We start from the raw sequence: 25,779 nt of genomic DNA on the forward strand, positions 1-25,779 counted from the left end.
GAGGAGGCCGCCGGTCAGGGGCCGGAGCCCATGGGGCGCGCGGGACGTGCGGCGCCCGGCTGCCGGTCCTGAGCGATCTGCCGCTCGCCCCCGTCCGAGGCGGGTCACCGGGCCTGCGTACCAAGCGGCCACGGGGCCCCGACCACAAGATTCGGCCATGAGGCCCAGCCGTGGGGTCCGGCTACAGGCGCCGGCCACAGGGTCCGCTGCCGGGCCTCCCGCGCAGACCCTCCGCACCGGCTTTCCCACGCGGCCCACCCGCACCGGCTCGCGCGCCGGCAGCCCGTACCCATTGCGCGTACGGGCTCGGACGGCCCTCCCCGCTAGATGACCGTGCCCGAGCCGCCCTTGCCGTCCGACACAGGACGGCCGGCGGCCTCCCATGCCTGCATACCGCCGTCGACGTTCACCGCGTCGATGCCCTGCTGGATCAGATACTGCGCCACCTGCGCCGAACGGCCGCCGACCCGGCAGAGCACATAGACCTTGCCGCCCTCGGGGACCGCCTCGGTCAACTCCCCGTATCGGGCGACGAATTCACTCATCGGAATGTGCAGCGCACCCTCGGCGTGCCCGGCTTCCCACTCATCGTCCTCGCGTACGTCCAAGAGGAAGTCCTCGGACGTGAGAGCGTCGGCACCGACCGTGGGCAGAGAACCAAAATGCATGGCACCGACGCTACCCGACCAGCTGCGCCAGATACGCCTCGCGTTCCGCGACATCGGCCAGCAGCTTCTCGGCGATCTCGTCGAGCAGCGCGTCCGGGTCCTGCGGCGCCATCTTGATCATCGCGCCGATCGCGCTCTCCTCCAGCTCGGCCGCGACGGCCGCGAGCAGTTCCTTGCGCTCGGCCAGCCACTCCAGCCGGGCGTAGAGCTCCTCGCTCGCGCTGAGCCGCTCCTCCGCGGGCGCGGGACCGGCCTCCCACTCCTGAGTCAGCTGCCGCAGCGCCGCCTCGTCACCCACCGCGTACGCCGCGTTGACCCGGGCGATGAACGCGTCCCGCCGCTCCCGCTCCGCGTCGTCCCGTGCCAGGTCCGGGTGGGCCTGGCGCACCAGGTCGCGGTAGACCTTGCGGGCCTCCTCGCTGGGCCGCACCTTCTGCGGCGGCCGCACCGACTGCCCGGTGAGCATCGCCTGCGCCTCGGGGAACAGCCCGTCCGACCCCATCCAGCCGTGGAAGAGCTCCTCCACGTCCGGCATCGGCAACACCGACGCCCGCGCCTCCTGGGCCTTGCGGATGTCCTCGGGCGCACCCGTGCGCGCCGCCACGGCCTCGGCGATCTGCGCGTCCAGCTCCTCCAGCCGCGCGTACATCGGGCCGAGCCGCTGGTGGTGCAGGCGGGAGAAGTTCTCCACCTCCACCCGGAAGGTCTCCACCGCGATCTCGAACTCGATCAGCGCCTGCTCCGCGGCCAGCACGGCCTTCGCCAGCCGCCGCGTCGCCGCGTCCCGGTCCGCCTGATCAGCGGCAGCGTCCCCGGCCGATGGGCCGCCGTGACCGGCCGTACCGGCAGTCCGGCCGTCCGTGCCGGCATCGTGCCCGTCCGTCCCCGGCCCGGCGTCCTGGCCGGCCGTGCCACCGGCCCTGCCGTCCTGCGCGTTCTCCGCGTGCGAGTTCGTCACCCGGCCAGCGTACGGCCCTCCCTCACCGCGGCCCGCCGCGGCCGCTCAGCCGCCCGTGAGCACCCTCGCCACCGCCCCCACGCCTCGCCCCGCATGCCGCCCCACTCGCCCCGCTCACACCCCCGTCTCCGCGGCGATCCGGCCGCCGCGCACCGCCGCGACCAGATCCGCGTGATCCGCTTCCGTACGGTCCGCACAGGCCACCGCGAACCCGGCCATCGCCTCGTCCAGCTCCTCCCCCTTGCCGCAGTAGCCGGCCACCAGCCGGGGATCGGCGCTGTGCGCATGCGCCCGCGCCAGGAGCGCACCGGTCATCCGCGCGTAGTCGTCCAACTGACCGCCGGACAGCCTCGCCGGATCCACACTGCCCTTACGGTTCCTGAACTGCCGTACCTGGTACGGAAATCCCTCACCCTTCTCGTGCGTCGCGCCGACGGCTCGGCCGCCGGACGATGACCGGTTCCGCACCGTCGTCCAGCCCAGCAGGGTGTCGCTGACGACCTGCATCCGCCGCTGCCCGAGCACCACCCGGCGTCCCTCGTGCGCCACCGGTGGCACCGTGAACCCGGCCCGCGCCGCATACGGCGCCACCACCGAACCGCGCGCCTCCTTCACCTGGAGCACCAACGGCTCGCCCCGGTGGTCTTGCAGCAGCACCACATACGAGCGCAGTCCCACGCTGCCGGTCCCCACCACCCGGAACGCCACATCGTGCACCGCGTACCTGGCCAGCAGCGGAAGCCGGTCCTCCGGGAGCGTCTCCAGATAGCCGGCGAGCGAGGCGGCCACCGCCGCCGCTTCCTCGTCCGGTACCCGCCGCAGCACCGGCGGCGCGTCCACGAACCGGCGTCCGCCGTCCGGCGCCCGCTCCGTCGACTTCGCCGCGAACCGGGCGCTGGTGTTCCCGCGCGCCTTCGCGGCGACCCGCTCCAGCGTCCCCAGCAGATCCCGGGCATCGGTCCGCGAGACCAACTCCTCGTCGGCGACGGCGTTCCACGCCTCGGTCACCGGCAGCTTCGCCAGCAGCCGCATCGTGCGCCGGTACGCGCCCGCCGCGTCCCACGCCGCCGCCCGGCACTCCTGCTCACCGGCGCCCGCCTCCCGGCCTGCCAGCACCAGCGACGTCGCGAGCCGCTTCACATCCCACTCCCACGGCCCGTGCAGGGTCTCGTCGAAGTCGTTGAGATCGATGACGAGGCCGCCGCGGGCGTCACCGTAGAGGCCGAAGTTGGCGGCGTGGGCATCCCCGCATATCTGCGCGCCGATACCCGTCACCGGGCCGCCCGCCAGGTCGTACGCCATCAGCCCCGCGGAACCGCGCAGAAAGGCGAACGGGCTCGCGGCCATCCTGCCCACCCGTATCGGCGTGAGCTCGGGCAGCCGCCCGGCGTTGGACCTCTCGACCGCCGCGACCGCGTCCGGCCGACCGGCCGTGATCGACAGCGCGGCCTGCGCCGAGCGGGAAATCCGCTCCCGCAGCGCCCGGCCGACGGCCTTGGGCGACGCGCCCTGCCGCTCAGCCCTCGCAAACCCCGGTACGTACGGCACACGCGACATCGCGGGCCACCTCCCCCTTCGAGACCTGCACCCCACCGGTCCGCCGGCCCGTCCCGACTCGCCTGCCATGACGTTACCGACCGGCCGCACCGTCCCGCAGGGCCTGTGGACAACTCCCCGCAGAGGCGGGACGACACCGGCGAAGTCCGAGGTCAGAGGCTTATGAAGAGAGAGGGAACGGAAGGTGCGAAGGCGCGGACTCGGCGGGGGGACGGGGAGGCACGAAGGGCTGGAGCCGGGAGGGACTGGGAGAGGCTGGGGCCGGAAAGCCGACAAGCCGAAGCGGCCACCGCCCTGCCACGGCCCTTGTCACTGCCCCGCCCCGCCTACACCCCCACGGCCTCCTCCATCTCTTCCTCAGCATCCCCGGCGTCCCCGGCGGCATCCTCGGCCGCAACCGCCCCACTCACACCACCACTCGCAGCCCCACGCCGCCCCTCACGCTCACTCCCGCCCGCGGAGTCACACCCGCTCTCAGGACCGGCCCCCAGCGCGCGCTCCGGGACCGTAGCCGCCACCGCGGCCGCCGCCACCGCCGCGGCATTGGCCGCCGCAGCCGCCTCCGCCGCCCGCCGCCGCTTCTCGGCCAGGGCCGCCACCCCGACCGTCAGCACGCCGACGACCAGCCACAGCACCAGCGTCCACACGTGCCCGGCCAGGCCGTAGCCGTCGAAGTAGACATGGCTGCGGGTGCCCTCCACGAAGCCCGCGCCGTTCCAGAAGGCGTGCAGCGCGGCGAAGAAGCCGTTCTGCATCTCGGGCCGGAAAATCCCGCCCGAGGACGTGAAGTTGAGCATCACGAACAAGGCCATCACACCGAGCGTGGTCCAGCGCTTGAGGAAGGTGTGCAGGCCGGTGCCGATCAGCAGGATGCCCGCGGAGTACAGCCAGGCCATGCCCCACAGCCCCCACAGCCCGTGGTCGACGAGGTGGAAGACCGGCCCGGCGAACAGCGCCCCGATGACGCCGACGACGAAGGACGTGCCGATCGCCAGCATGCCCCGCAGCCGGATCGGCAGCACGGCCCCGGCGCCGCCGATCACCGCGACCGAGGCGTACGAACCGATGCTGATCGCGACCAGCAGGAAGAAGATGCCCTGCCCCGTCGGGTCGTCCTCGGCGGTCGGCGCCACGTCCGTGACCTTCAGCGGAGCGCCCTGCTGCGCCGCGACCGGCGTGAAGATCTTCTGCACCACCGACGCGCTGGTGTCGGAACCGGCCGACGCCACCACCAGCTCCGGCACCGCCTTCGCCCCACCCGTCGTTCCCTGCCCCTGCCCCGTTGCCTGCCCCGGCAGCACATACGCGCCGAAGATGTCCTGGTGCCTGAGCTGCTCGATCGCGGTGGCCCGGTCGGCGACCGTCCGTACCTCCAGGTCGCCGCCCGCCTTGTCGTTGATCGACTGGGCGAGCAACTGCGCGCTCCGGTCCGGTCCCACGACCGCGACCGGCAGGTGGTGCGGCGCCGGATTCGCGAACGCGCCCAGGTAGGCCAGCCCCATCCCGATACACATCAGCAGCGGGGTGACCAGGTGTGCCAGGACGTGGCGCAGCCCAGCGGAGTGACCGGCCCGGTGGCCGCTCCGTCGGCCGCCTCCGTCGCCGGGGCGATGACCGGTTCCGCGCCCCCTTCCCTGGTCGATTCCGTGCTCGGGACGTCGGACCGGACTCATGGGGAATGCCTTCTCAGCTAGTCGACTCAGCGTCGATGGTTGGCTAATACAACTCTCAATCACGTTGTACTATACAACTACTCCACCGAAAGGCAACCCCGTGGCCCACCGCGACGACTCCGTCGAGACCATCCAGCAGGAGATGACCGCGTTCGCCCGCCGGGCCCGCGCCACCGCCGCCCGTATGCATCCCGAGCTGTCGCTCGTCTCGTACACCCTGCTCGCGCACCTCGACGACCAGAACGGATGCCGGGCCACAGACCTCGCGGCGCACTATTTCCTGGACAAGTCCACGGTCAGCCGGCAGATCGCCGCCCTGGAGAAACTCGGCTTCGTCGAGCGCCGCGTCGACCCCGACGACCACCGCGTCCAGGTGCTGCACCCCACACAGAAGGGCGCCCAGGTACTCGCCAACGTCACCGCGAGCCGCCGCCAGGCGTTCCACGAGCGACTGGCCGACTGGGACGAGGCCGACCTCGACCGCTTCGCGTCATACCTGCTGCGCTACAACGCCGCCCAGGAGAGACTCGGCTGACGCACTGACGCACTGACGCACTGACGCATTCACGCAGCTCACCGGGCCCCGCCCTGGCCCGCGCCACCCACCCGGCCCGGTGGACACTTCCACACCACAAGCTCCGCAAGCACGGCAGTCGGCGACGGCGGCCCACCTCACGCCGCACACCCCCGACCGCAGCACTCCGGCCACTTTCGGGCCGTTTCCAGTCGTCTCCGACCGCCGCCGGCTACTTCCGGAACCGCTCCGGACACTGCCCGCCCTCGGCGAGGTACGTCTCGGCCCAGCGCGACAGCTCCTTGAGCGAGGGTTCCATGGCCCGCCCGGCCTCGGTCAGCCGGTAGGCGACGCGCAGCGGCGGACCGGCGTCCACCTCGCGCACGACCAGGCCGGTCACCGCCAGCTCCATGAGGCGGTCCGACAGCATGCGCTCACTGATCCCGGGAATCGCCCGTCGCAGGTCGGCGAAGTGCACCGGCCCCGGCATCAGGGTGGCGACGATCAGACCCGTCCAGCGCTTCCCGAACACCTCGAAGACGCGCGTCACCCCGCCGTCGACCTGCCTGCACATCGCCTCGTCGTGGTCCGCCATGCACCCAGGATACCGCCTTCCCGTATGCTGCTGCGGAAAAGTAAGCCACTATGCTATTAATAGTTACGCACGGAATCCAACTGGCGAGCCGCACCGTCCGGCTGCGAACCGAAGGACCGATCCCCATGGCCACGCTTCTGCTTCTCGACACCTCCGTCTTCCCCGAGGGCCGCTCCGCCTCCCGCTCGGTGACCTCGGCCTTCCGCAAGACCTGGGAGGAGCAGCACCCCGACGGCACGGTCGTCCACCGCGACCTGGCCGCCGACCCGCTGCCGCACCTGGACGGCACCGGCGCCGCCGCGGGCTTCGCCGATCCCGCGGCGCGCACCCCCGAGCAGCAGACCGCCTTCGCGCTCCGCGCCCGGCTCGCCGAGGAGTTGGAGCAGGCCGACGCGATCGTCATAGCCGCCCCGATGTACAACTTCACGATCCCCTCGACGCTCAAGGCATGGCTCGACCAGGTGATCATCCCGGGCCGTACGGCCGGTGCCGAGCCGTCCGCCAAGGGCACCCCGGCCGTCGTCGTCGCCAGCCGCGGCGGGTCGTACGCGCCGGGCACCCCCCGCGAGGGCTTCGAGTACGTCCAGAACTACCTCCAGGCCGTCCTGGGCGAGATGCTCGGCCTCGACGTCGAGTTCATCGTCCCCGAGCTGACCATGGCGCCCTCCAACCCGGCGATGGCCGAGCTCGTACCGCTGTACGAGGCTTCCCGCGAGAAGGCGCACTCGAACGCCATGACCAAGGCCAAATCCCTCGCCAACCGCTTCACCGCCTGACACGCACGCCCCGGCGCCAGACCCCGGGCGTCCCAACTCCGGCCCACCGCACCCGGTTCCACGCATCCGGCCGCGTCCCCCACCCGACGCTACGGATCCGCCTCCGGCCGGAGGCCGCCACCCCCGGAGCCGCTCCACCCGCACCGCCCGGCGCTGCCACGCACCACCCCGCGCCGCCCGGGGGCGCCCCCGGCCACGAGGCCACCAACCCCGTGCCCAACGCCCCCGGGCTCACGCCCCACCCGAACCTCCCCCACCATCACCTCCCCCCGCTCACCTCACCCCTCGCCTCCCTCCGGTGCCCGCCCCACCCCCACCGTCACCAGCGCCCCCACCGCGAGCGCGCCGCCCAGCCACATCACCCCAGTGGTGCCCCAGCCGTCTGCGGCCCGGCCACCGGCAAAGGCCCCCAGCGCGATGGCCCCGTTGAACACGCCCACGAAGAGCGCCGAGGCTGCCTCGCGCGCACCCGGCGCCGCCGCCATCAGCCAGGTCTGCGTACTGACCGACACGCCCCCGTAGGCCAGCCCCCATACGGCCAGCAGCACCGCCGCCACCGGTACGCCCGCACCGCGCCCCAGCACCGGCACCAGCAGCACGGCACCCGCCAGCACCCCGCAGATCACCAGCGCCGTCGCGCGCGGCGAGCGGGCCGCCCCCGTACCGGCCGCGAAATTCCCCGCGAGACCCGCGACGCCGAAGGCCAGCAGCAGCGTGCCGATCTGCCCCGCGCCCGCCCCGGCCACCTCCTCCAGCACCGGCCGCGCATACGTGTACGCCGCGAAATGCCCCGTCACCAACAGCGCGACCAGCAGCAGCCCGGTCCGTACCGACGCGCTGCGGAACAGCCCCAGCACCCCGCTCAGCCGCACCGCACCGGCCGACGGGAGCGGCGGCAGCAGGGCGGCCAGCGCGACCGCCACCACCGCGCAGACCACCGCCATCGCCACGAACGCCGCTCGCCAGCCCCCGAGTTCGCCCACGAACGCACCGGCCGGCACCCCCAGAACCGACGCCGCCGCGACCCCGCTGAAGATCAGGGACGTCGCCACCGCCACCCGCCTACCGGGCACCAACCGCACCGCGAGCCCCGCCGCGAGCGCCCACACCCCGCCCATTCCCAGGCCCACCAGCACCCGGGCCACCAGCAGCACCACGACATTCGACGCATTCGCGGCCAGCAGATTCGCCACCGCCAGCATCCCCATCAAGGCGACCAGCACCACTCGCCGGTCCATCCGCCCTACCAGCAACGTCAGCAACGGCGCCGCCACCGCCGCGACCAGACCGGTGACGGTCAGCGTCAGCCCCGCCGTCCCGTCCGAGACCCCCAGGTCACCTCCGATCGGCGTCAGCAGCCCCACCGGCAGCATCTCCGACGTCACCACCGTGAACGTCCCCGCCGCCAGCGCTCCCACAGCGGGCCACCCACCGGTCCTAACCCGCCTCAACCCACCGTTCTGCGCCGCAAGTTGATCCGCCGGTTCCGCGTCGCCCACCGGTCGCCCGCCATCGATCTCCGTCATGCCCCCAGCCAACGCCCGCGCCCACCGGGGAACAACGCCGAAGTCCTCACCCTTCAATAAGCAGGACTCATAGACCGACCACCACCGACCGCCTGCCACCACCGCCGACCGCCGACCCGCACCGAAAGCCCGCCATGCCCGGTCCACCCGAACCCCCCGGCGCCAGCAGCCTGGATCTCCGCGAGCTGGAATGCTTCCTCGTCCTCTCCGAAGAACTGCACTTCGGGCGCACCGGCGAGCGCCTGTACGTCTCACAGAGCCGCGTCAGCCAGCTCCTGCGCGCCCTGGAGTCCCGCATCGGCGCCCGCCTCGTGGACCGCACCAGCCGACGCGTACGCCTCACTCCCCTCGGCCAGGACTTCCGCACCTCCCTGCGGCCCGCCTACGACGCCCTGCGCGCCACCGTGGAGACCACCCGCACCGCCGCCCGCGGCATCGAGGGCCGGCTGACCATCGGTTTCCAGGGCACCGCGGACGACCGCATCATGCGCGCCATCGACGCCTTCCAGGCCCGCCACCCGGGCTGCGACACGGAGATCGTCGAGATCCCGTTCTGCGACCCCTTCGGGGCGCTCCGCAGCGGTGCGGTCGACGTCGCCGTCACCCTGCTCCCGGTGGCCGAGCCCGATCTCACCCTCGGCCCGGTCTTCTCCGCCCAGCCGCAGACCCTCGCCATATCCGTACGGCACCCGCTGGCGTCCCGCACCACCCTCACCGCCGAGGAACTGACCGCCGTCCCCCTGATCTCCGCGGACGGCCCCGCACCCGCCTACTGGCGCGAAGCGCACGCCCCCACCGTGACCCCCGAAGGACGCCCCGTCCCGGCCGGCCCCGCCGTCAGCACCCTGCAAGAGGGCATCACCCTCACCGCCGCCGGTCGCGGTGCCATGCTCCTCTGCCGCCCCACCGCCGACTACCACGGCCGCCGCGACATCGCCTTCGTCCCCGTCACCGGCCTCCCGGACTCCGTCCTGGGCCTCCTCCACCACCCCGCCCGCGAAACCGCCCGCATCCGCGCCTTCAGCGCAGCGGTGGCACACGTGACGGCCACGACACACGTGACCCACCTGACGCACGCGACCACCGCACCGGATGTGACGTAGCCCTCAGCCCCGACGCCCCCGAACCGCCACCGCCACCACACCGGACACCACACCCGGCAAACCCCAACGCCCCAGCGAACTCACAGAACCGGCGATCCCGATAGAGCCGCTGAACCCGACCAACCCGTCGAACACACCAAACCCATCGATCCCCTCGATTCCGACGAGCTCCGTGAACCTCCGACCTACCCGACCCACTGACGCCACCAGACAAAACAAAAACCCCTGGCCGCCGGATTTCTCCGGAGACCAGGGGTCTCATCTGTGCGCGAGGGGGGAGTTGAACCCCCACGCCCTTTCGGGCACTGGAACCTGAATCCAGCGCGTCTGCCTATTCCGCCACCCGCGCATGGGTGCTGCCGATTGATTCTCTCACGCGATCCGGGCCGTTTGGTCCGGTGTCTTGTGCGAGCGCCTGCCGACATCCAGAAGATTAGCACGGTGTCGCGGGTGCCTTCACACCCCTTTTTCCCCGGTCCCCGCAGCGCAGCGGGCCGAGGCCGGCCGTCCTCCGCGGCACCGGCCGCTCGCCGGGCGGCCCCGACAGGGTTCACACTCGCGGTGTCCGCCACCAGGGGGCCAGCCGCCCGCACCGGGGGCCCGACCCTGAGAAGAACCGGGGCACCCGCCCGGTCAGGAACGTCGCCGGTTGCGGGACACTGTCTTCAGGGCACATCTACGATCGCAGTGCACAAGCAGTGGGCAAGGAGAAGGCAAACACCGGGCAACCCTGTGAGGGGCGACACTCGTCCTCCAGGCGGGAGAGGGGAACCAGCCGATTTCCCGACGCGTGGATACGATCAGTAAGCAGTATCAGGACGACCCCGACGAAGACTGAGGAAGGAGGTGCTCCATGGGAGTACTGAAGCGTTTTGAACAGCGTCTCGAAGGTCTCGTCAACGGCACCTTCGCCAAGGTGTTCAAGTCCGAGGTGCAGCCCGTTGAGATCGCCGGCGCGCTCCAGCGCGAGTGCGACAACAACGCCACCATCTGGAACCGCGACCGCACAGTCGTCCCCAACGACTTCATCGTCGAACTGAGCACCCCCGACTACGAGCGCCTGAGCCCCTACAGCGGGCAGCTCGGCGAAGAGCTCTCCGGCATGGTCCGCGACTACGCCAAGCAGCAGCGGTACACCTTCATGGGCACGATCAAGGTCCATCTGGAGAAGGCCGACGATCTCGACACCGGCCTGTACCGCGTCCGCAGCCGCACCCTTGCGTCCAGCTCGTCCCAGGAGCAGCCAGGTCAGGCGGCCGCCGCCCAGCGCACCACCACGGCGCCCCGTGGCGGCCAGCCCGGCGGAGGTCACGTGGGTCCGCCCCCGATGCCCTCGTCCCCGCCTCCCGGTGGCGCACAGCCCATGCCCCGTCCGGCACCGCCCGGTACGGGAGCGCAGCCGTATGCGCAGACCAGGCGCTGGATCGAGATCAACGGCACCCGCCACCAGATCTCGCGCCCCACGCTCGTCATGGGCCGCTCCACCGACGCCGACGTACGGATCGACGATCCGGGGGTGTCTCGGCGGCACTGTGAGATCCGGGTCGGAACGCCCCCCACGATCCAGGATCTGGGCTCCACGAACGGCATCGTGGTAGACGGGCAGCACACCACTCGCGCTAATCTCCGCGACGGCTCGCGGATTGTCGTGGGCAGTACCACCATCGTTTACCGGCAAGCCGAAGGGTGAAGCGGGGGCAATGTCAGAGCTGACCCTCACGGTCATGCGGTTGGGTTTCCTCGCCGTACTGTGGCTGTTCGTCATCGTGGCCGTTCAGGTCATCCGCAGCGATCTGTTCGGCACGCGCGTCACACAGCGTGGCGCCGCCCGGCGAGGTGGGCCGGAAGCGCGTACGCAGCGCCAGCCCGCCGCGCCGCCACCACAGCAGCGCCGCCAGGAAGGCGGCCGCGGCAACAACCGTCAGCGCCGAGGCGCGCCCACCAAGCTGGTCGTCTCGGAGGGCACGCTGACGGGTACCACCGTCGCCCTCCAGGGGCAGACCATCTCGCTGGGCCGCGCGCACGACTCGACGATCGTGCTGGACGACGACTACGCGTCCAGCAGGCATGCCAGGATCTACCCGGACCGTGACGGCCAGTGGATCGTCGAGGACCTCGGGTCCACCAATGGCACGTATCTGGACCGGAACCGGCTGACGACGCCGACACCGATCCCGCTGGGAGCCCCGATCCGCATCGGCAAGACCGTCATCGAGCTGCGGAAGTAGTACGACAATGAGCGAGCGGAGCGAGCGAGCCGCGGCGGTCCACTCGGCGGACCCGAGCGTGCTCCCGACCGGAGGGTGGGCACCGTGCGGATGTACCCCGAACCGACGGGTGAGGTGCGCATGAGTCTGTCACTGCGCTTCGCCGCCGGATCGCACAAGGGCATGATCCGGGAGGGCAACGAGGACTCCGGCTACGCCGGTCCGCGACTGCTCGCCATCGCCGACGGCATGGGCGGTCAGGCCGCCGGCGAAGTCGCCTCCTCCGAGGTGATCTCCACTCTCGTCCAGCTCGACGACGACGTCCCGGGTTCGGACATCCTCACCTCGCTGGGCACCGCCGTACAGCGTGCCAACGACCAGCTGCGGGTGATGGTCGAGGAAGACCCCCAGCTGGAGGGCATGGGCACGACCCTGACCGCCCTGCTGTGGACCGGTCAGCGGCTCGGTCTCGTGCACGTCGGCGACTCGCGCGCCTACCTGCTGCGCGACGGTCTGCTGACGCAGATCACCCAGGACCACACCTGGGTGCAGCGGCTCGTCGACGAGGGCCGTATCACCGAGGAAGAGGCCACCACGCACCCGCAGCGCTCGCTGCTGATGCGGGCCCTGGGCAGCGGTGACCACGTCGAGCCGGACCTCTCGATCCGCGAGGTGCGGGCCGGCGACCGGTATCTGATCTGCTCGGACGGACTGTCCGGAGTCGTCAGCCACCAGACGCTGGAAGAGACGCTCGCCGGCTACCACGGGCCGCACGAGACCATTCAGGAGCTGATCCAGCTCGCCCTGCGCGGCGGCGGACCGGACAACATCACCTGCATCGTCGCCGACGTCCTGGACGTGGACGGCAATGAAACGATGACCGCCCAGCTCAACGACACTCCCGTCATCGTGGGCGCCGTAGCCGAGAACCAGCACCAGCTCAGCGACCCGAGCACCTTGCAGACGCCGGCCGCCCGCGCCGCCGAGCTCGGCCGCCGGGACGTACCGCCGCAGGACCACGGCGGCGCCTTCGGCCCGCCCGGCAGCGGCGACCCGGAGGCCGGGGGGGCGCCGCAGGGCTCGTTCGGCGCGTTCACCGACGAGGAGTACCTCAAGCCCGCGCGGCGCGGGAAGTGGCTCAAGCGGTCGCTGTTCACCGCCCTGGTGCTGGGCGTCATCGGCGGCGGGCTCTACGCCGGCTACCGCTGGACGCAGACCCAGTACTTCGTCGGCGCCAAGGACGACCACGTCGCGGTCTACCAGGGCATCAGCCAGAACCTGGCGTGGATGACGCTGAACAAGGTCGACGAGGACCACCCCGAGATCGAACTCAAGTACCTGCCGCTGTACCAGCGCAACCTGGTCAAGGGCAATATTCCGGCCGACAACCGCAACGACGCGCGCGAGAGGGTCTCCGACCTCGGCAAGCAGGCCAACGCCTGCCGCGTCAAGGAGCAGCGGGAGACCGCCGAGCGCGAGGCGGCTCACGCCAAGGGCGGGAGCCAGACCGGCGGAACCCCCGGCAAGAACGGTTCGTCCGGCGACAGAACAGGCAAGACCAGCGGCGGTACCGGTGTGCCCGGCACACTGGCCGCGAACCCGTCCGCCACTCCCTCTTCCGCGGCCGGCCAGGCCCCCTCCGCCGAGGAGCAGCAGAAGCTGGAAAAAAATTGCAGCACCCAGCAGTGAGGGCGTAGGGGGCCGTACAACTCATGAGCAGTACCACCACCAACACCACCACCATCGGCACGATCGGAGCCCCGAGCCGCCGCAACACCGAGCTGGCGATGCTCGTCTTCGCCGTGCTGGTCCCGGTGTTCGCGTACGTCAACGTCGGCCTGGCCAAGGACGGTTCGGTCCCGGCCGGCGTCCTGGGCTACAGCCTCGGGCTCGGTCTGCTGGCGGGCATCGCCCACCTCGTCGTCCGCAAGTGGGCGCCGTACGCCGACCCGTTGATGCTGCCGATCGCCACCCTGCTCAACGGCATGGGCCTGATCTTCATCTGGCGGCTCGACCAGGAGCCCTCGCTCGGCAAGGCGATGGCGCCCAACCAGCTGATGTGGTCCACCTTCGGCGTCGCGCTCTTCCTCGCCATCCTGGTCTTCCTGAAGGACCACCGCGTCCTTCAGCGCTACACCTACATCTCGATGGTCGTCGCTCTGGTCCTGCTGGTCGCCCCGGTCTTCTTCCCCGGTGTGAACGGCGCCAAGATCTGGATCACGATTCCCGGTCTCGGCTCGCTCCAGCCCGGCGAGTTCGCGAAGATCATCATCGCGATCTTCTTCGCCGGCTATCTGATGGTCAAACGCGATGCCCTGGCCCTGGCCAGCCGCCGCTTCATGGGCCTCTACCTCCCGCGGGGCCGCGACCTCGGACCGATCCTCGTCATCTGGGCACTGAGCCTGATGATCCTCGTCTTCGAGACCGACCTGGGCACCTCGCTGCTCTTCTTCGGCCTCTTCGTCGTCATGCTGTACGTCGCCACCGAGCGCACCAGCTGGATCGTCTTCGGTCTGCTGCTCAGCGCGGGCGGCGCGGTCGCGGTGGCCACCTTCGAATCGCACGTCCAGACCCGTATCGAGAACTGGCTCAACCCGCTGGCGCTGGCCTCCAACGGCGGTGTCACGGAAACCGCCCAGGCCATGTACTCCTTCGGCTCCGGCGGCATCCTCGGCTCCGGCCTCGGCCAGGGCTACTCCCGGCTCATCCTCGGCATCGCGCCGAAGAGCGACTACATCCTCGCCACGGTCGGCGAGGAGATCGGCCTGGCCGGACTGATGGCCACGCTGCTGCTGTACGGCCTGCTGATCGAGCGCGGTCTGCGTACGGCGCTGGCCGCGCGTGACCCGTTCGGCAAGCTGCTGGCGGTCGGTCTGACCGGCGCCTTCGCATTGCAGGTCTTCGTCGTCGCCGGCGGCGTCACCGGTCTCATCCCGCTCACCGGTATGACGATGCCGTTCCTCGCCCAGGGTGGTTCATCCGTGATCGCCAACTGGGCACTCGTCGCGATCCTGCTGCGTATCAGCGACACCGCGCGCCGGCCCGCGCCGGCTCCCGCACCTTCCACCGACGCCGAGATGACCCAGGTGGTCCGCCCGTGAACAAGCCCCTGCGCCGGGTCGCGATCTTCTGCGGCCTGCTCGTCCTGGCTCTGCTGGTCCGCGTCAACTGGGTCCAGTTCGTCCAGGCCGACGAGCTCAAGCACGACACCAACAACCGCCGCGTCGCGATCGAGCGCTACAGCACGCCGCGCGGCAACATCATCGTCGACGGCAAGGCCATCACCGGCTCGACGGTCACCGACAGCGGCGACTTCAAGTACAAGCGCACATACAAAGACGGCAAGATGTGGGCGCCGGTCACCGGCTATGCCTCGCAGGCGTTCGACTCCAACCAGCTGGAGAAGCTGAACGACGGCATCCTCAGCGGCACCGACGACAAGCTCTTCTTCAGCCGCACCGTCGACATGTTCACCGGCGGCAAGAAGAAGGGCGGCGATGTGGTGACCACCCTCGACGCCAAGGCCCAGAAGGCCGCCTTCGACGGACTCGGCGACAAGAAGGGCGCGGTCGTCGCGCTCAACCCGGAGACCGGCGCGATCCTGGCGCTGGCCAGCACCCCGTCGTACGACCCGTCCACCTTCGCCGGGATGACCGACGCGGACTCCAAGGCGTACAACGCGCTCCTGAAGAAGAACGACCCCAGCGAGCCGATGCTCAACCGGGCGCTGCGCCAGACCTACCCACCCGGCTCCACCTTCAAGGTCGTCACGGCCGCGGCGGCGCTGGAGAACGGGCTCTACACCAACATCGACGCCAAGACGAACTCGCCGCTGCCCTACACGCTGCCGGACACTGCCGGCCTGCCGCTGAACAACGAGGGCAACATCCCCTGCGAGAACGCCAGCCTCAGGGAAGCGCTGCGCTGGTCCTGCAACACCGTCTTCGGCAAGATCAGCGCCGACCTCGGCAACAAGACGATGAAGGCCGAGGCGGAGAAGTTCGGCTTCAACGACGGCAAGGTCGACACCCCGGTCCGCGCCTCGGAGAGCGTCTACCCGAAGGACAACCGGCCTCAGAACGCGATGGCCGGCATCGGGCAGGCGTCCAACCGCAGCACGCCGCTTCAGATGGCCATGGTCACCGCGGCGATCGCCAACGGCGGCAAGCTGATGAAGCCGTACATGGTCGAGCAGCTGGTCGCGCCGAACCTCAGCGTCATCCAGCAGCACACTCCGCAGGAGATGAGCCAGCCGCTCAAGTCGGAGAACGCGCAGAAGATCCAGCAGATGATGGAGACCGTGGTCAAGGAAGGCACGGGAACCAACGCGCAGATCGACGGCGTCACGGTCGGCGGCAAGACCGGTACCGCGCAGCACGGCGCGAACAACAAGGACAACCCGTACGCCTGGTTCATCTCGTACGCGAAGACCGACAAGGGCACACCGGTCGCCGTCGCCGTCGTCATCGAAAGCTCTGACACCCTCCGCGACGACATCGCGGGCGGCAAGCTGTCCGCCCCCATCGCGAAGAGCGTCATGGAGGCGGTTCTGCAAGGCAAGAAGTGACCCAGGTCATGCCAATACCGGTCGGATATCAGGTGACGGCCAGGGCCTGGAAGGGCGCGGCGTGCCGGGTACCGTATGGCCGAACAGCACACCGCCGGACCACACACCGGTGCGGTCGGGACTGACGGAGAGGGCTGGAGAAGCTTATGGAAGAGCCGCGTCGCCTCGGCGGCCGGTACGAGCTGGGCTCGGTGCTCGGCCGCGGTGGCATGGCGGAGGTCTACCTCGCGCATGACAGCCGCCTGGGCCGCACCGTAGCTGTGAAGACGCTGCGGGTGGACCTCGCCCGCGATCCGTCGTTCCAGGCCCGGTTCCGCCGGGAGGCCCAGTCGGCCGCCTCGCTGAACCATCCGTCGATCGTCGCGGTCTACGACACCGGCGAGGACTATGTCGACGGGGTCTCGATCCCGTACATCGTCATGGAGTACGTCGACGGTTCCACGTTGCGCGAGCTCCTGCACTCCGGTCGCAAGCTGCTGCCCGAGCGCTCCCTGGAGATGACCACCGGTGTCCTCCAGGCGCTGGAGTACTCGCACCGGGCCGGCATCGTCCACCGTGACATCAAGCCGGCCAACGTCATGCTGACGCGCACCGGCCAGGTCAAGGTCATGGACTTCGGCATCGCCCGCGCCATGGGCGATGCCGGTATGACGATGACGCAGACCGCGGCGGTCATCGGCACGGCGCAGTACCTCTCGCCCGAGCAGGCCAAGGGTGAGCAGGTCGACGCCCGTTCCGACCTGTACTCCACCGGCTGTCTGCTCTACGAACTCCTCACGGTGCGGCCGCCGTTCATCGGTGACTCACCGGTCGCGGTGGCCTACCAGCACGTCCGCGAGGAGCCGCAGAAGCCGAGCAACTTCGACCCCGAGATCACGCCCGCGATGGACGCCATCGTCCTCAAGGCGCTGGTCAAGGATCCGGACTACCGCTATCAGTCGGCCGATGAGATGCGGGCCGACATCGAGGCGGCGCTGGACGGCCAGCCGGTCGCCGCCGCTGCCGGCCTCGGCGCGGCGGGTTACGAGCAGGACCGGCCGACCACCATGCTGCGGGCGCAGGACCCGGCGGGCCAGACGGCGATGCTGCCGCCGATGAACCCGGACGACGGGGGCTACGGCTACGACGATCGGCCCGACCGGCGCCGGGGCGGCGGCCAGAAGAAGAGCCGTACCTCGACGGTTCTGCTGGTGACCGCGGGCGTCCTCGTGCTGGTCGGTGCGATCTTCATCGGCAAGGCGATGTTCAGCGGCAAGACCGACAGCGGCAAGGTGTCGGTGTCGAACCTCGTCGGCAAGACACTGGCCCAGGCCAAGGACGCCGGGCTGAACGGCAACTTCAAGGTTGCCGAGGGCTCCAGCACGGCCTGCGACAACGTCAAGAAGAACCAGATCACGAAGCAGGAACCGGCCTCCGGCACGAAGATCGAGAAAGACGGCACGGTCACCGTCACGATGTGCAGCGGGCCCGAGCAGATCTCGGTCCCCAACGTGAAGGGCCTGACCCTGGCCGACGCGCGGTCGGAGCTGGAGGCCAAGGGCTTCACCAACGTCGAGTCCCACGAGACGGTGTCCGAACGCGACCCCGGCACCGTCGCCGAGCAGGACCCGCAGGCCGGCGCCAAGAAGACCAAGAACACCAAGATCACGCTGTCCATCGCCAAGGCACCCAAGAAGACCACCGTCCCGAGCGTCATGGGCCAGGACTTCAACGCGGCGTCGAAGCAGCTGACGGATCTCGGTCTCCAGGTGAACAAGCAGGAGCAGGAAGTCTCCGATCCCTCGCAGATCGGCAAGGTCACGGCGATGAACCCCGGGGCCAACTCCCAGGTCGAGAACAACTCGACCGTCACCCTGACGGTCGGCAAGGCGGCGGCGCAGACGCCGGTTCCGGGCGTGGTCGGCCAGTCCGTGAAGGACGCCAAGAAGGCGCTACAGCAGGCCGGGTACACGAACATCCAGTTCGCCGACGGCAGTCCACAGGACAACAAGGCCCAGGTGACGGCCCAGGACCCGGCGCCGGGAACGCCCGCCGACCCCAAGTCCACCACCGTGAAGCTGACCACCATCGGTATCGGCGGGGACGACAACAGCGGAGACGAGAGCGACGGCGGCGGCCTCTTCGGCGGTCCATGGGGCCGCCATCACTAACGGACCGCACCACGCATGAACGGAGCCCCGGCCGCCTTGACGGCGACCGGGGCTCTGTCCTGTATGAGGGGGCGGGCGGAACCCGTCCGGTGCTGCGACTCAGCGCAGTTCCTTGGGACGCGTACGGTCCGCATCGACCTTCTCCGTGCGCTCCAGCTCGCCCCACACGATGTAGCGGTAGTTCGAGGTGTAGACCGGGGTGCAGGTCGTGAGCGTGATGTAGCGGCCGGCCTGACGCTTACCGGACTCCTTCGGGACGGCGTCGAGGACATCCACGTTGTACTTCGAGGTCTCCTCCAGCGTCGCGTAGACCTTGTAGATGTACCAGGTGTCCTTGGACTCGAAGACGATCGGGTCGCCGTCCTTGAGCTTGTCGATGTTGTGGAACTTCGCGCCGTGTCCGTCGCGGTGGGCGGCGAGCGTGAAGTTGCCCTTCTTGTCCTGCGGCAGCCCCGACTTGACCGGCTCGGTGTAGTAGCCGGCCACCCCCTCGTTGAGGATCTCGGAGTCGGTGCCCTTCTTGACCAGCACCTCGCCGCCGCTCATCGCCGGTACATGGAGAAAGCCGATGCCGTCCTTGGTGTCCAGCGCACCCGGCCCCTTGGGACCGCTGGTCGCCCAGTGCTTGCGCACCTGGTCGCCCTGCTTGTTCGCCTCACGGTCGGCGAGGACGTTGGTCCACCACAGCGAGTAGGCGACGAACAGGGCCAGGATCACCCCGGCCGTGATCAGCAGCTCGCCGATGACGCTGACGATGGAGGCGATGATCCCCCGTGCGCGGCGCGGCGCGGGGGACGGCGACCGGTCGGTGTCCTCGTCGTATCCGGTGGCAGTCACCGCGTAGTACCCCTTTTTACGTTCGCTCAGCTGTCGAGCGCATCCGGCTTGCCCTTGCTCCGCGGTCGCTCGTCGACCATCTTGCCCCAGACGATCATCCGGTAGGTACTGGTGAATTCCGGAGTACAGGTCGTCAGAGTGATGTAGCGGCCCGGACCGCTGAACCCCGAGCCCTGCGGCACCGGTTGGATGACGCTCACGTTCTTCGGTGAGGTCTGCGGGAGGATGCTCTCCATCTCGAAGGTGTAGTAGGCGCCCTGCGTCTCGACGACGATCTTGTCGCCCTTGGTGAGCTTGTTGATATAGCGGAACGGCTCGCCATGGGTGTTGCGGTGGCCCGCCACCGCGAAGTTGCCCTTCGCATCCCAGGGCATCGCCGTCTTGATCCCGCTGCGCTCGTCGTAATGGCCGACCATGCCGTGGTCCAGCACGCTGTGCTTGTCGATTCCCTCGGCGATCGGGACCTTCACATCCAGCTTCGGGATATACATGATCGCGAAACGCTCACCGGCCGCGAGGTTCTTCTTCTCCCCGGCGCCGCTGCTCCATTCGTTCTGGAGCGTATTGGCGGCACCGCCGGCCTGCTGCTGGGCCAGCACATTCGTCCACCACAGCTGGTAGGTGACGAACAGCAGCATCAGCACGCCGAGGGTGATGAACACTTCGCCCACCGCGCGGCTGAGGATCAGGCTGGGGCTGTCCTTGGCGGCCCGCTCGGCACGCCGCGCCGCCAGCCGGGAGGTCGGTGCCGGCGCCGGTTCGGCGTCCGGGGCGGCGGAAGCACCGGCGGCGGCCGGACCACCATGGCGGCCGCGCTTACCGCCCCGCTTGGCGGCCTCCTGCGCGGCCTTACGCCGCGCGGCACGGCCGCCGGGCGACGGCACCGTCGCTGTTTCACGTGAATCCGCTGTTTCACGTGAAACAGCGTCCGCTTCACGGTCCGGCGCGTGCCCATCGAAGCGCGTCGCACCGGGCGCCTCGGCCTGACGCAGCGCCATGGTCTCGTCGTCTTGCCGCGGTCCGCCGGACGGCGGCGGCGCCGGGGCCTGCGGTGCGGCGTAGGACGCGGATATCGGTTCGGACGGCGTGGGTGCGGACGCGTATCCGGGGCCATAGCCCTGGCCGGGCCCGGCGGACTCGGGCGCGTAGGGCTGCGGCGGCGACACGGCCTCGTAGGACGGCGGTGGCGGCGGCTGATACGGCTGCTGCGGTCGGTCGGGCGGCTGCGACCGGACCGGCGGCTCCGGCGGCTGATGCGGCCGGAACCACGGTGAGCCCTGCCGCCCGGCCCCTTGTGTGACCTGCGGAGCGCCCTGCCCACTGTCCTGGGTCCTGTTGGCATGGCGCCCGCCGGTCCTGGGGGACGCGGCGGGCGGCGCCGGCTGCGCGGCGGGGGCGGGCCGGCTGTGCTGCCCGTACGGTGCGGGCGCCGGGGCCGGTGCGGGCCGGCCCGGGAGCGGATCGTTCAGCGGGTCGTTGAGCTGCCCGACCGCCGCCTCGAACGCGTCGTCCGTCTCGAACGGATCGCGGTGCCCGTACGGATCCTGCGGCTCATAGGGCTGCTGCGGTGGTTCGTGCGGCTCGTGTGCTCTCCCTTCACGCTCGGGGCGCAGGGCGGTCACGCGCCGGCCTTGCCGACCACCGGGGCCAGCCCCGTCGAGCGCTCCACGGCTCCCTTGTCGCCGCACTCCACCAGCCAGTTGGCCAGCATCCGGTGCCCCCACTCGGTCAGCACCGACTCCGGGTGGAACTGCACGCCCTCCACCGGAAGCTCTCGGTGCCGCAGCCCCATCGCGATCCGCCCCGCCGCAGCACCCGGGGCGCCTCCGGTCTCCGTCCAGGCCGTGACGGTCAGCTCGTCCGGGACGGTGTCCCACTCGACGGCGAGGGAGTGGTAGCGGGTGGCGGTGAAGGGGGAGGGCAGACCGGTGAAGACACCGGAGCCCTCGTGGGAGACGAGCGAGGTCTTGCCGTGCAGCAGTTCGGGCGCCCGGTCGACCACACCGCCGTAGGCGACCGCCATCGACTGCATGCCCAGGCAGACGCCGAAGACCGGGACGCCGGTGTCCGCGCAGTGCCGGACCATGTCGACGCAGACGCCGGCCTGCTCGGGCGTGCCGGGCCCCGGTGACAGCAGTACGCCGTCGAAGCCGTCCTGGACGTGGCTCGGCGCGACCTCGTCATTGCGCAGCACCTCGCATTCGGCACCCAGTTGGTAGAGGTACTGAACGAGGTTGAAGACGAAGCTGTCGTAGTTGTCGACAACGAGAATCCGTGCGGTCATCGGACGGCTGCCATCCCTCGGTCGACCGTGACGTCATTGAAGGGGAGCATCGGCTCCGCCCACGGAAAGACGTACTGGAAAAGCACGAAGACGACCGCCAGCACCAGCAGGAGTGAGATGAGCGCCTTCACCCATGCGTTGCCCGGCAGATGCCGCCAGATCCAGCCGTACATGCTGTCGCTGTCCCCTTGCCGATGCCGATGACGATGTCGATTGCCCCACCAGAGTAAAGGGAGAGGGTCGAGCAGGGGGGTCAGCCGGTCAAAGCCGATGGCCTTCCTCGTCCCACGGGTTGGGTGGCGTCGAGGTGTGCCCAGACGATCAGCCGGTGGCTGTGACCCCACTCCGGTTCACAGGTCGTCAGCGTGAGATAGCGCCCGGGGCCGTCGTAGCCGGACTTCCGCGGCACCGGATCGATCACCCCGATGTCGCTGGGCAGCGTCGTATAGGGCCGCTTGTCGATGCGGTAGGTGAACCAGGTCGTGCCATCGGTCAGCACCACGGCGTCGCCGGGTCGCAGCTGCGGGAAGTCCTTGAAGGGGTCGCCGTAGGTCCTGCGGTGCCCGGCTACCGCGAAGTTGCCGGTCGCGCCGAGCCGCGCGGTCCGCTCGTAGTGGCCGAGGCCGCGCTTGAGGGTGTCGGTGGCGGTGCCCTGGAGGACGGGCTTGGCCCAGTCGGCGCCGAAGCGCGGGATGTACATGACGGCGAAGGACGTGCCGTCCGCGTACGCGGGCTGTCGGGGTGGCTCCCCGGTGGCACCGCCCGACGGTCCGGCCGTGGTTCCGGTACCGCCCGCGGAGCCCGTGCCGCCGCTCCCGCCGCCGGCCGCCGGCCCCGCCGACCAGCGCTGCTGCAAGGCGCCGAGCTCGCCGTCCATCGCGCTGTCGGCCCGTACGCCGGTCCAGAAGAGCACGTAGACGACGAAGAGGACGATCAAGGTACCGAGGGTGACGAGGATTTCGCTGACCGTCCGTACGATCCACCGCGTCGTCATACCGGCCCCGCCCCTCCCGCCGCCCCGCGGCGCGCGGGTTACGGCTTCACAGGCTGTGCGTAGTGCAGATCCACTGTGCCGGAGTAGCCGGACAGAGTCACCGTGTCGTGCTGGTCGACTTTCCAGCCCAGTCCGTAGGCGTTCACGTACTGGAGGTAGTTCTGGATGGCGGGGGCGGCGTTCAGCGCCTTTTTCAGCGCATCGCGGTCGCCTACGGCGGTGACCTTGTAGGGCGGCGAGTAGACGCGGCCCTGGAGGATCAGGGTGTTGCCGACGCAGCGCACCGCACTGGTGGAGATCAGCCGCTGGTCCATGACCCTGATGCCCTTGGCCCCGCCCTGCCACAGGGCGTTGACGACGGCTTGCAGATCCTGCTGGTGGATGACCAGGTCGTTGGGCTGCGGGTCGGGCACTCCGGGGATCTTGGCGGTGGCGTTCGGCGGGGCGTCGGTGAGCGTGACGCTCACCCCCTGGCCTGCCACCGGTTTGCTGCCGGCGTCCTTCTCCAACGCCCTGAGCTTGGCGTCCGCGGCCTTGGTACTGCCGTTGTCACGCTGTGCGAGGCCGTCGACGTCCGCGCGCAGGGTGGCGTTCCGGTCGTCCTGGGTGCCGTTCTTGTTGCTGCGTTCCTGGATGAGGTCGGAGAGCCGCAGCATCGAATCGTCCGAGCGGAGGTTCGTGCCCCGCGCGGTGTCGAAACTCAGCCAGAACATCAGGCCGGCGAGCGCGAAGACGGCGAGGGTGAGAATCCGCACGGGCCGCAGACGGCGGCGGGCGGGGCGGCCAGGGGAGTCGGCGGAACTGCTCAACGTACCCTTACTCCTTACGACGCCGCGGAAGCACTACGCTAACGGACGCCCCGGGCGAGAAATCGCTCCCCGCCGCTTCCTCACCCGGCTCCCATCCCGTACGGCCCCGCGCGGTCACGCAGCGCATCGACAGGAGAGTTCCTCGTGCCGAAGTCACGGATCCGCAAGAAGGACGACTTCACGCCGCCGCCGGCGAAGACCACCAGCCTGAAGATGAACCCAGGCCGTGGCTGGGTCGCGCCGCTGATGCTGGCGATGTTCCTGATCGGACTCGCCTGGATCATCCTCTTCTACGTGTCCGAAGGCGATCTCCCGATCAAGGCCATGGGCAACTGGAACATCGTGTGCGGCTTCGGCTTCATCGCGGTGGGGTTCGGCGTATCCACACAGTGGAAGTAGGGCAAGCCCTGCCCAAGGCCATCCACACAGTTATCCACAGCCGGGGAAAACTTCAGAAGATCTGTGGATAACTTCCGGAAGGTTGACGCCGGTGTGATCGGTGGCACCCGCACCCGCCCCCCCCTCACCCCCTGTCCTGACTGGGGAAACGTAGGTCAGTGCGATCCGGAACGGATGTTCCCCACAGCATGCACAAGATCCACCACGCACTGTGGACAACTTGACGGAACGGGCCCTTCAGCCCACCAGCTGAAGGGTCCGTACCCACACCACGGCAATGATCGCCAGCAGCGCCACCGCACACGTCCCGACATGCACCAGCGTCCGGCGGTCGCGCGGCGCGTGCACCATTCCGTACGCCACCGCGGCGCCCACGACCAGCCCACCGACATGGGCCTGCCAGGCGATATTCGGCCACAGGAATGTGAAGACCAGGTTGAGGCCGAGCAGGATCAGTACCGGCTTCATGTCGTAGTTCAGCCGGCGCAGCAGGACGGCGGTCGCGCCCAGCAGCCCGAAGATCGCGCCGGACGCCCCGAGCGAGGGCTGGTTCTGCGCAGCGAGGAGATACGACAGGGCGCTGCCGCCCAGACCGGCGAGCATATAGAGCGTGAGGTAGCGGGCCCGACCGAGCGCCGCCTCCAGCGGCGGCCCCAGCCACCACAGCGACAGCATGTTGAACGCGATGTGCGCGATCTCCTGGTGCAGGAACACCGCGGTGACCAGGCGGTACCACTGGCCGTCGGCGACTCCGACGAGCCCGCCGAGCGCCGGGTCCAGAGCGAGGCCGATCATGTCGAACCGGGCGACCAGATCGCTGTTCAGCCGGCCGCCGATGGAGACGGCCACGAAGACCGCCACATTGATGCCGAGCAGGATCATGGTGATCAGCCGCGGGTTGGCGGCGATCGTGCTGCCCGCGATCGTGCGCGGCGCCGTCGCGTGCGCCGAGTGTCCGGTGCCGCTGCCACCGCGTACGCAGTCGGGGCACTGGAAGCCGACCGAGGCGCTGACCATGCAGTCCGGGCAGATCGGCTTCTCACAGCGAGCACAGCGGATGCCGGTCGGCCGGTCCGGATGACGGTAACAGCCCGGCAGGCCGTCGCCACTCTGCGCGTTGTGCGGCTCCTGCGGGCTGCCCGGCACCTGATCCATCGGTCCCCTACCTCGTCCTCTCCGGCGTCGGCCCGCCGGCGCGTAACAACACCGCCCCGCCCGGTGTACGACCGGGCGGGGCGTAATGGTTCCCCGGAACGGGACGCGCTCGGTCCACGCCCGCGATTCCGGCCGGACCGTGCCGGGCCGGACGGGAGCGGACCGGGCCGAACCGGACCGGGGCGTACCCGACTAGCGGGTCTCGATGACGACCGACTCGATGACGACGTCCTGGACGGGACGGTCGGTGCGCGGGTTGGTCTGGGTGTTGCCGATGGCGTCCACGACCTTCTTGCCGGCGTCGGTGGTGACCTCACCAAAGATGGTGTGCTTGCCGGTCAGCCACGCGGTCGGCGCGACGGTGATGAAGAACTGCGAGCCGTTGGTGCCCGGACCGGCGTTGGCCATGGCCAGCAGGTAGGGCTTGTTGAAGGCCAGGTCGGGGTGGAACTCGTCCCCGAACTCATAGCCGGGGCCACCGGTGCCGTTACCCAGCGGGTCGCCGCCCTGGAGCATGAAACCGCTGATCACCCGGTGGAAGACCGTACCGTCGTACAGCCTGTCCTTGGACTTCTTGCCGGTCGCCGGATGCGTCCACTCCCGCTCACCGGTGGCGAGCTCGACGAAGTTCTTGACCGTCTTGGGGGCATGGTTCGGCAGGAGCCGAATCTCGATGTCGCCCTGGTTGGTCTTCAGGGTGGCGTAGAGCTGTTCAGCCACGATCTACCTTCCATAAGTCTTCACTGACGGTTCCCGATCCTCGCATGGACCGGCCCGCGCGTCGTGCGGCCACCTCCCGGCAGCCTTCGTACGGATCTCTTTCCGCGCGCCGGGGCCGTGGAACCAGGCACACACAACGCCGAACCGTGGCATTGTCGTCCCAAGGCTCCGGAAGGTCCGCAATGACCCGGATGCCCGCTCGCGCATGCCGTACGACGCGTGACCGGGCATGATCGTCAATCGGGTGGACAGGCGACCCAGCAGACCTGGGGGAGCAGCCCCCAAAG

General features: G+C 69.9%; 24 protein-coding genes and 1 tRNA gene. 10 read left to right on the forward strand and 15 right to left on the reverse strand.

What is annotated here, in order from left to right; all coding sequences use genetic code 11:
- Positions 1-323 precede the first annotated feature (323 nt).
- From ACLJWH_RS19725 to ACLJWH_RS19740, 4 genes are all read right to left on the reverse strand, one after another.
- Entirely contained in the window at positions 324-668 is a 345-nt protein-coding gene (locus tag ACLJWH_RS19725; RefSeq protein WP_411143040.1) for a rhodanese-like domain-containing protein, read from the reverse strand.
- Between the two features lie 10 nt (positions 669-678).
- Positions 679-1,626 carry a hypothetical protein gene (locus ACLJWH_RS19730; RefSeq protein WP_411143041.1) on the reverse strand — a complete coding sequence of 316 codons (948 nt, stop codon included), beginning with the start codon at positions 1,624-1,626 and terminating at the stop codon, positions 679-681.
- 114 nt (positions 1,627-1,740) lie between these two features.
- Complete coding sequence (locus ACLJWH_RS19735; RefSeq protein WP_411143042.1) at positions 1,741-3,183, reverse strand: DUF2252 domain-containing protein; 1,443 nt, start codon at positions 3,181-3,183, stop codon at positions 1,741-1,743.
- A 326-nt stretch (positions 3,184-3,509) separates the two neighbouring features.
- Positions 3,510-4,856 carry an ABC transporter permease gene (locus ACLJWH_RS19740; protein WP_411143043.1) on the reverse strand — a complete coding sequence of 449 codons (1,347 nt, stop codon included), beginning with the start codon at positions 4,854-4,856 and terminating at the stop codon, positions 3,510-3,512.
- Positions 4,857-4,956: 100 nt separating this feature from the next.
- On the opposite strand from ACLJWH_RS19740, the gene ACLJWH_RS19745 reads away from it, so the two are divergent.
- The gene (locus tag ACLJWH_RS19745; protein WP_052857321.1) at positions 4,957-5,391 is read left to right on the forward strand and encodes a MarR family winged helix-turn-helix transcriptional regulator; all 435 of its coding nucleotides are present in this window, start codon (positions 4,957-4,959) and stop codon (positions 5,389-5,391) included.
- Positions 5,392-5,602: 211 nt separating this feature from the next.
- On the opposite strand, the gene ACLJWH_RS19750 is transcribed toward ACLJWH_RS19745, so the two are convergent.
- Positions 5,603-5,965, reverse strand: a complete 363-nt coding sequence (locus ACLJWH_RS19750; RefSeq protein WP_052857320.1) for a winged helix-turn-helix transcriptional regulator — start codon at positions 5,963-5,965, stop codon at positions 5,603-5,605.
- 125 nt (positions 5,966-6,090) lie between these two features.
- Here ACLJWH_RS19750 and ACLJWH_RS19755 point away from each other — a divergent pair, with 125 nt between their 5' ends.
- Positions 6,091-6,741: an FMN-dependent NADH-azoreductase gene (locus tag ACLJWH_RS19755; protein ID WP_411143044.1), complete on the forward strand. Its 651-nt coding sequence runs from the start codon at positions 6,091-6,093 to the stop codon at positions 6,739-6,741.
- 278 nt (positions 6,742-7,019) lie between these two features.
- Here ACLJWH_RS19755 and ACLJWH_RS19760 read toward each other — a convergent pair whose 3' ends face one another.
- Positions 7,020-8,159: an MFS transporter gene (locus tag ACLJWH_RS19760; RefSeq protein ID WP_411143045.1), complete on the reverse strand. Its 1,140-nt coding sequence runs from the start codon at positions 8,157-8,159 to the stop codon at positions 7,020-7,022.
- 242 nt (positions 8,160-8,401) lie between these two features.
- Here ACLJWH_RS19760 and ACLJWH_RS19765 point away from each other — a divergent pair, with 242 nt between their 5' ends.
- Positions 8,402-9,370, forward strand: coding sequence for a LysR family transcriptional regulator (locus ACLJWH_RS19765; RefSeq protein WP_411143046.1), 969 nt, complete (start codon positions 8,402-8,404; stop codon positions 9,368-9,370).
- A gap of 265 nt (positions 9,371-9,635) precedes the next feature.
- On the opposite strand, the gene ACLJWH_RS19770 is transcribed toward ACLJWH_RS19765, so the two are convergent.
- Positions 9,636-9,719 (reverse strand) — tRNA-Leu (locus ACLJWH_RS19770).
- A gap of 504 nt (positions 9,720-10,223) precedes the next feature.
- On the opposite strand from ACLJWH_RS19770, the gene ACLJWH_RS19775 reads away from it, so the two are divergent.
- The 6 genes from ACLJWH_RS19775 (at position 10,224) to pknB (ending at position 18,294) form a co-directional block, all read left to right on the forward strand.
- Positions 10,224-11,060 (forward strand): FhaA domain-containing protein, encoded by an 837-nt coding sequence (locus tag ACLJWH_RS19775; protein WP_411143047.1) that lies wholly within the window; start codon positions 10,224-10,226, stop codon positions 11,058-11,060.
- Between the two features lie 10 nt (positions 11,061-11,070).
- Complete coding sequence (locus tag ACLJWH_RS19780; RefSeq protein ID WP_411143048.1) at positions 11,071-11,598, forward strand: FHA domain-containing protein; 528 nt, start codon at positions 11,071-11,073, stop codon at positions 11,596-11,598.
- A 120-nt stretch (positions 11,599-11,718) separates the two neighbouring features.
- Positions 11,719-13,266, forward strand: coding sequence for a PP2C family protein-serine/threonine phosphatase (locus ACLJWH_RS19785; RefSeq protein ID WP_411143049.1), 1,548 nt, complete (start codon positions 11,719-11,721; stop codon positions 13,264-13,266).
- 23 nt (positions 13,267-13,289) lie between these two features.
- Entirely contained in the window at positions 13,290-14,678 is a 1,389-nt protein-coding gene (locus ACLJWH_RS19790; RefSeq protein WP_411143050.1) for an FtsW/RodA/SpoVE family cell cycle protein, read from the forward strand.
- A complete protein-coding gene (locus ACLJWH_RS19795) occupies positions 14,675-16,144 on the forward strand; it encodes a peptidoglycan D,D-transpeptidase FtsI family protein (RefSeq protein ID WP_411143051.1) in 1,470 nt (489 codons plus the stop codon). The genes ACLJWH_RS19790 and ACLJWH_RS19795 overlap by 4 nt, the downstream gene beginning before the upstream one ends.
- 146 nt (positions 16,145-16,290) lie before the next feature.
- Positions 16,291-18,294: a Stk1 family PASTA domain-containing Ser/Thr kinase gene (gene pknB, locus ACLJWH_RS19800; RefSeq protein ID WP_411143052.1), complete on the forward strand. Its 2,004-nt coding sequence runs from the start codon at positions 16,291-16,293 to the stop codon at positions 18,292-18,294.
- Between the two features lie 99 nt (positions 18,295-18,393).
- On the opposite strand, the gene ACLJWH_RS19805 is transcribed toward pknB, so the two are convergent.
- The 6 genes from ACLJWH_RS19805 to ACLJWH_RS19830 all read right to left on the reverse strand — a co-directional run bounded on the left by ACLJWH_RS19805 (position 18,394) and on the right by ACLJWH_RS19830 (position 23,218).
- Positions 18,394-19,131: a class E sortase gene (locus tag ACLJWH_RS19805; RefSeq protein ID WP_411143053.1), complete on the reverse strand. Its 738-nt coding sequence runs from the start codon at positions 19,129-19,131 to the stop codon at positions 18,394-18,396.
- A 26-nt stretch (positions 19,132-19,157) separates the two neighbouring features.
- Positions 19,158-20,753 carry a class E sortase gene (locus ACLJWH_RS19810; RefSeq protein ID WP_411143054.1) on the reverse strand — a complete coding sequence of 532 codons (1,596 nt, stop codon included), beginning with the start codon at positions 20,751-20,753 and terminating at the stop codon, positions 19,158-19,160.
- Positions 20,750-21,415, reverse strand: a complete 666-nt coding sequence (locus ACLJWH_RS19815; protein ID WP_411143055.1) for an aminodeoxychorismate/anthranilate synthase component II — start codon at positions 21,413-21,415, stop codon at positions 20,750-20,752. The genes ACLJWH_RS19810 and ACLJWH_RS19815 overlap by 4 nt, the downstream gene beginning before the upstream one ends.
- Entirely contained in the window at positions 21,412-21,588 is a 177-nt protein-coding gene (locus ACLJWH_RS19820; RefSeq protein ID WP_411143056.1) for a hypothetical protein, read from the reverse strand. The genes ACLJWH_RS19815 and ACLJWH_RS19820 overlap by 4 nt, the downstream gene beginning before the upstream one ends.
- 80 nt (positions 21,589-21,668) lie before the next feature.
- On the reverse strand, positions 21,669-22,409 hold the full coding sequence (locus ACLJWH_RS19825) for a class E sortase (RefSeq protein WP_411143057.1): 741 nt from the start codon (positions 22,407-22,409) through the stop codon (positions 21,669-21,671).
- Positions 22,410-22,447: 38 nt separating this feature from the next.
- Entirely contained in the window at positions 22,448-23,218 is a 771-nt protein-coding gene (locus tag ACLJWH_RS19830; protein WP_411143058.1) for a DUF881 domain-containing protein, read from the reverse strand.
- Positions 23,219-23,362: 144 nt separating this feature from the next.
- Between ACLJWH_RS19830 and crgA the strand changes: the two genes are divergently transcribed.
- Entirely contained in the window at positions 23,363-23,617 is a 255-nt protein-coding gene (gene crgA / locus ACLJWH_RS19835) for a cell division protein CrgA (RefSeq protein ID WP_052857306.1), read from the forward strand.
- 237 nt (positions 23,618-23,854) lie between these two features.
- Here crgA and ACLJWH_RS19840 read toward each other — a convergent pair whose 3' ends face one another.
- Both ACLJWH_RS19840 and ACLJWH_RS19845 read right to left on the reverse strand, forming a co-directional pair.
- Positions 23,855-24,772, reverse strand: coding sequence for a rhomboid family intramembrane serine protease (locus ACLJWH_RS19840; RefSeq protein ID WP_411143059.1), 918 nt, complete (start codon positions 24,770-24,772; stop codon positions 23,855-23,857).
- Between the two features lie 192 nt (positions 24,773-24,964).
- Positions 24,965-25,492 carry a peptidylprolyl isomerase gene (locus tag ACLJWH_RS19845; RefSeq protein ID WP_052857304.1) on the reverse strand — a complete coding sequence of 176 codons (528 nt, stop codon included), beginning with the start codon at positions 25,490-25,492 and terminating at the stop codon, positions 24,965-24,967.
- Positions 25,493-25,779 lie beyond the last annotated feature (287 nt).

It is taken from the genome of Streptomyces sp. x-80, from assembly GCF_046549095.1.
Classification (GTDB): Bacteria; Actinomycetota; Actinomycetes; order Streptomycetales; family Streptomycetaceae; genus Streptomyces; species Streptomyces celluloflavus.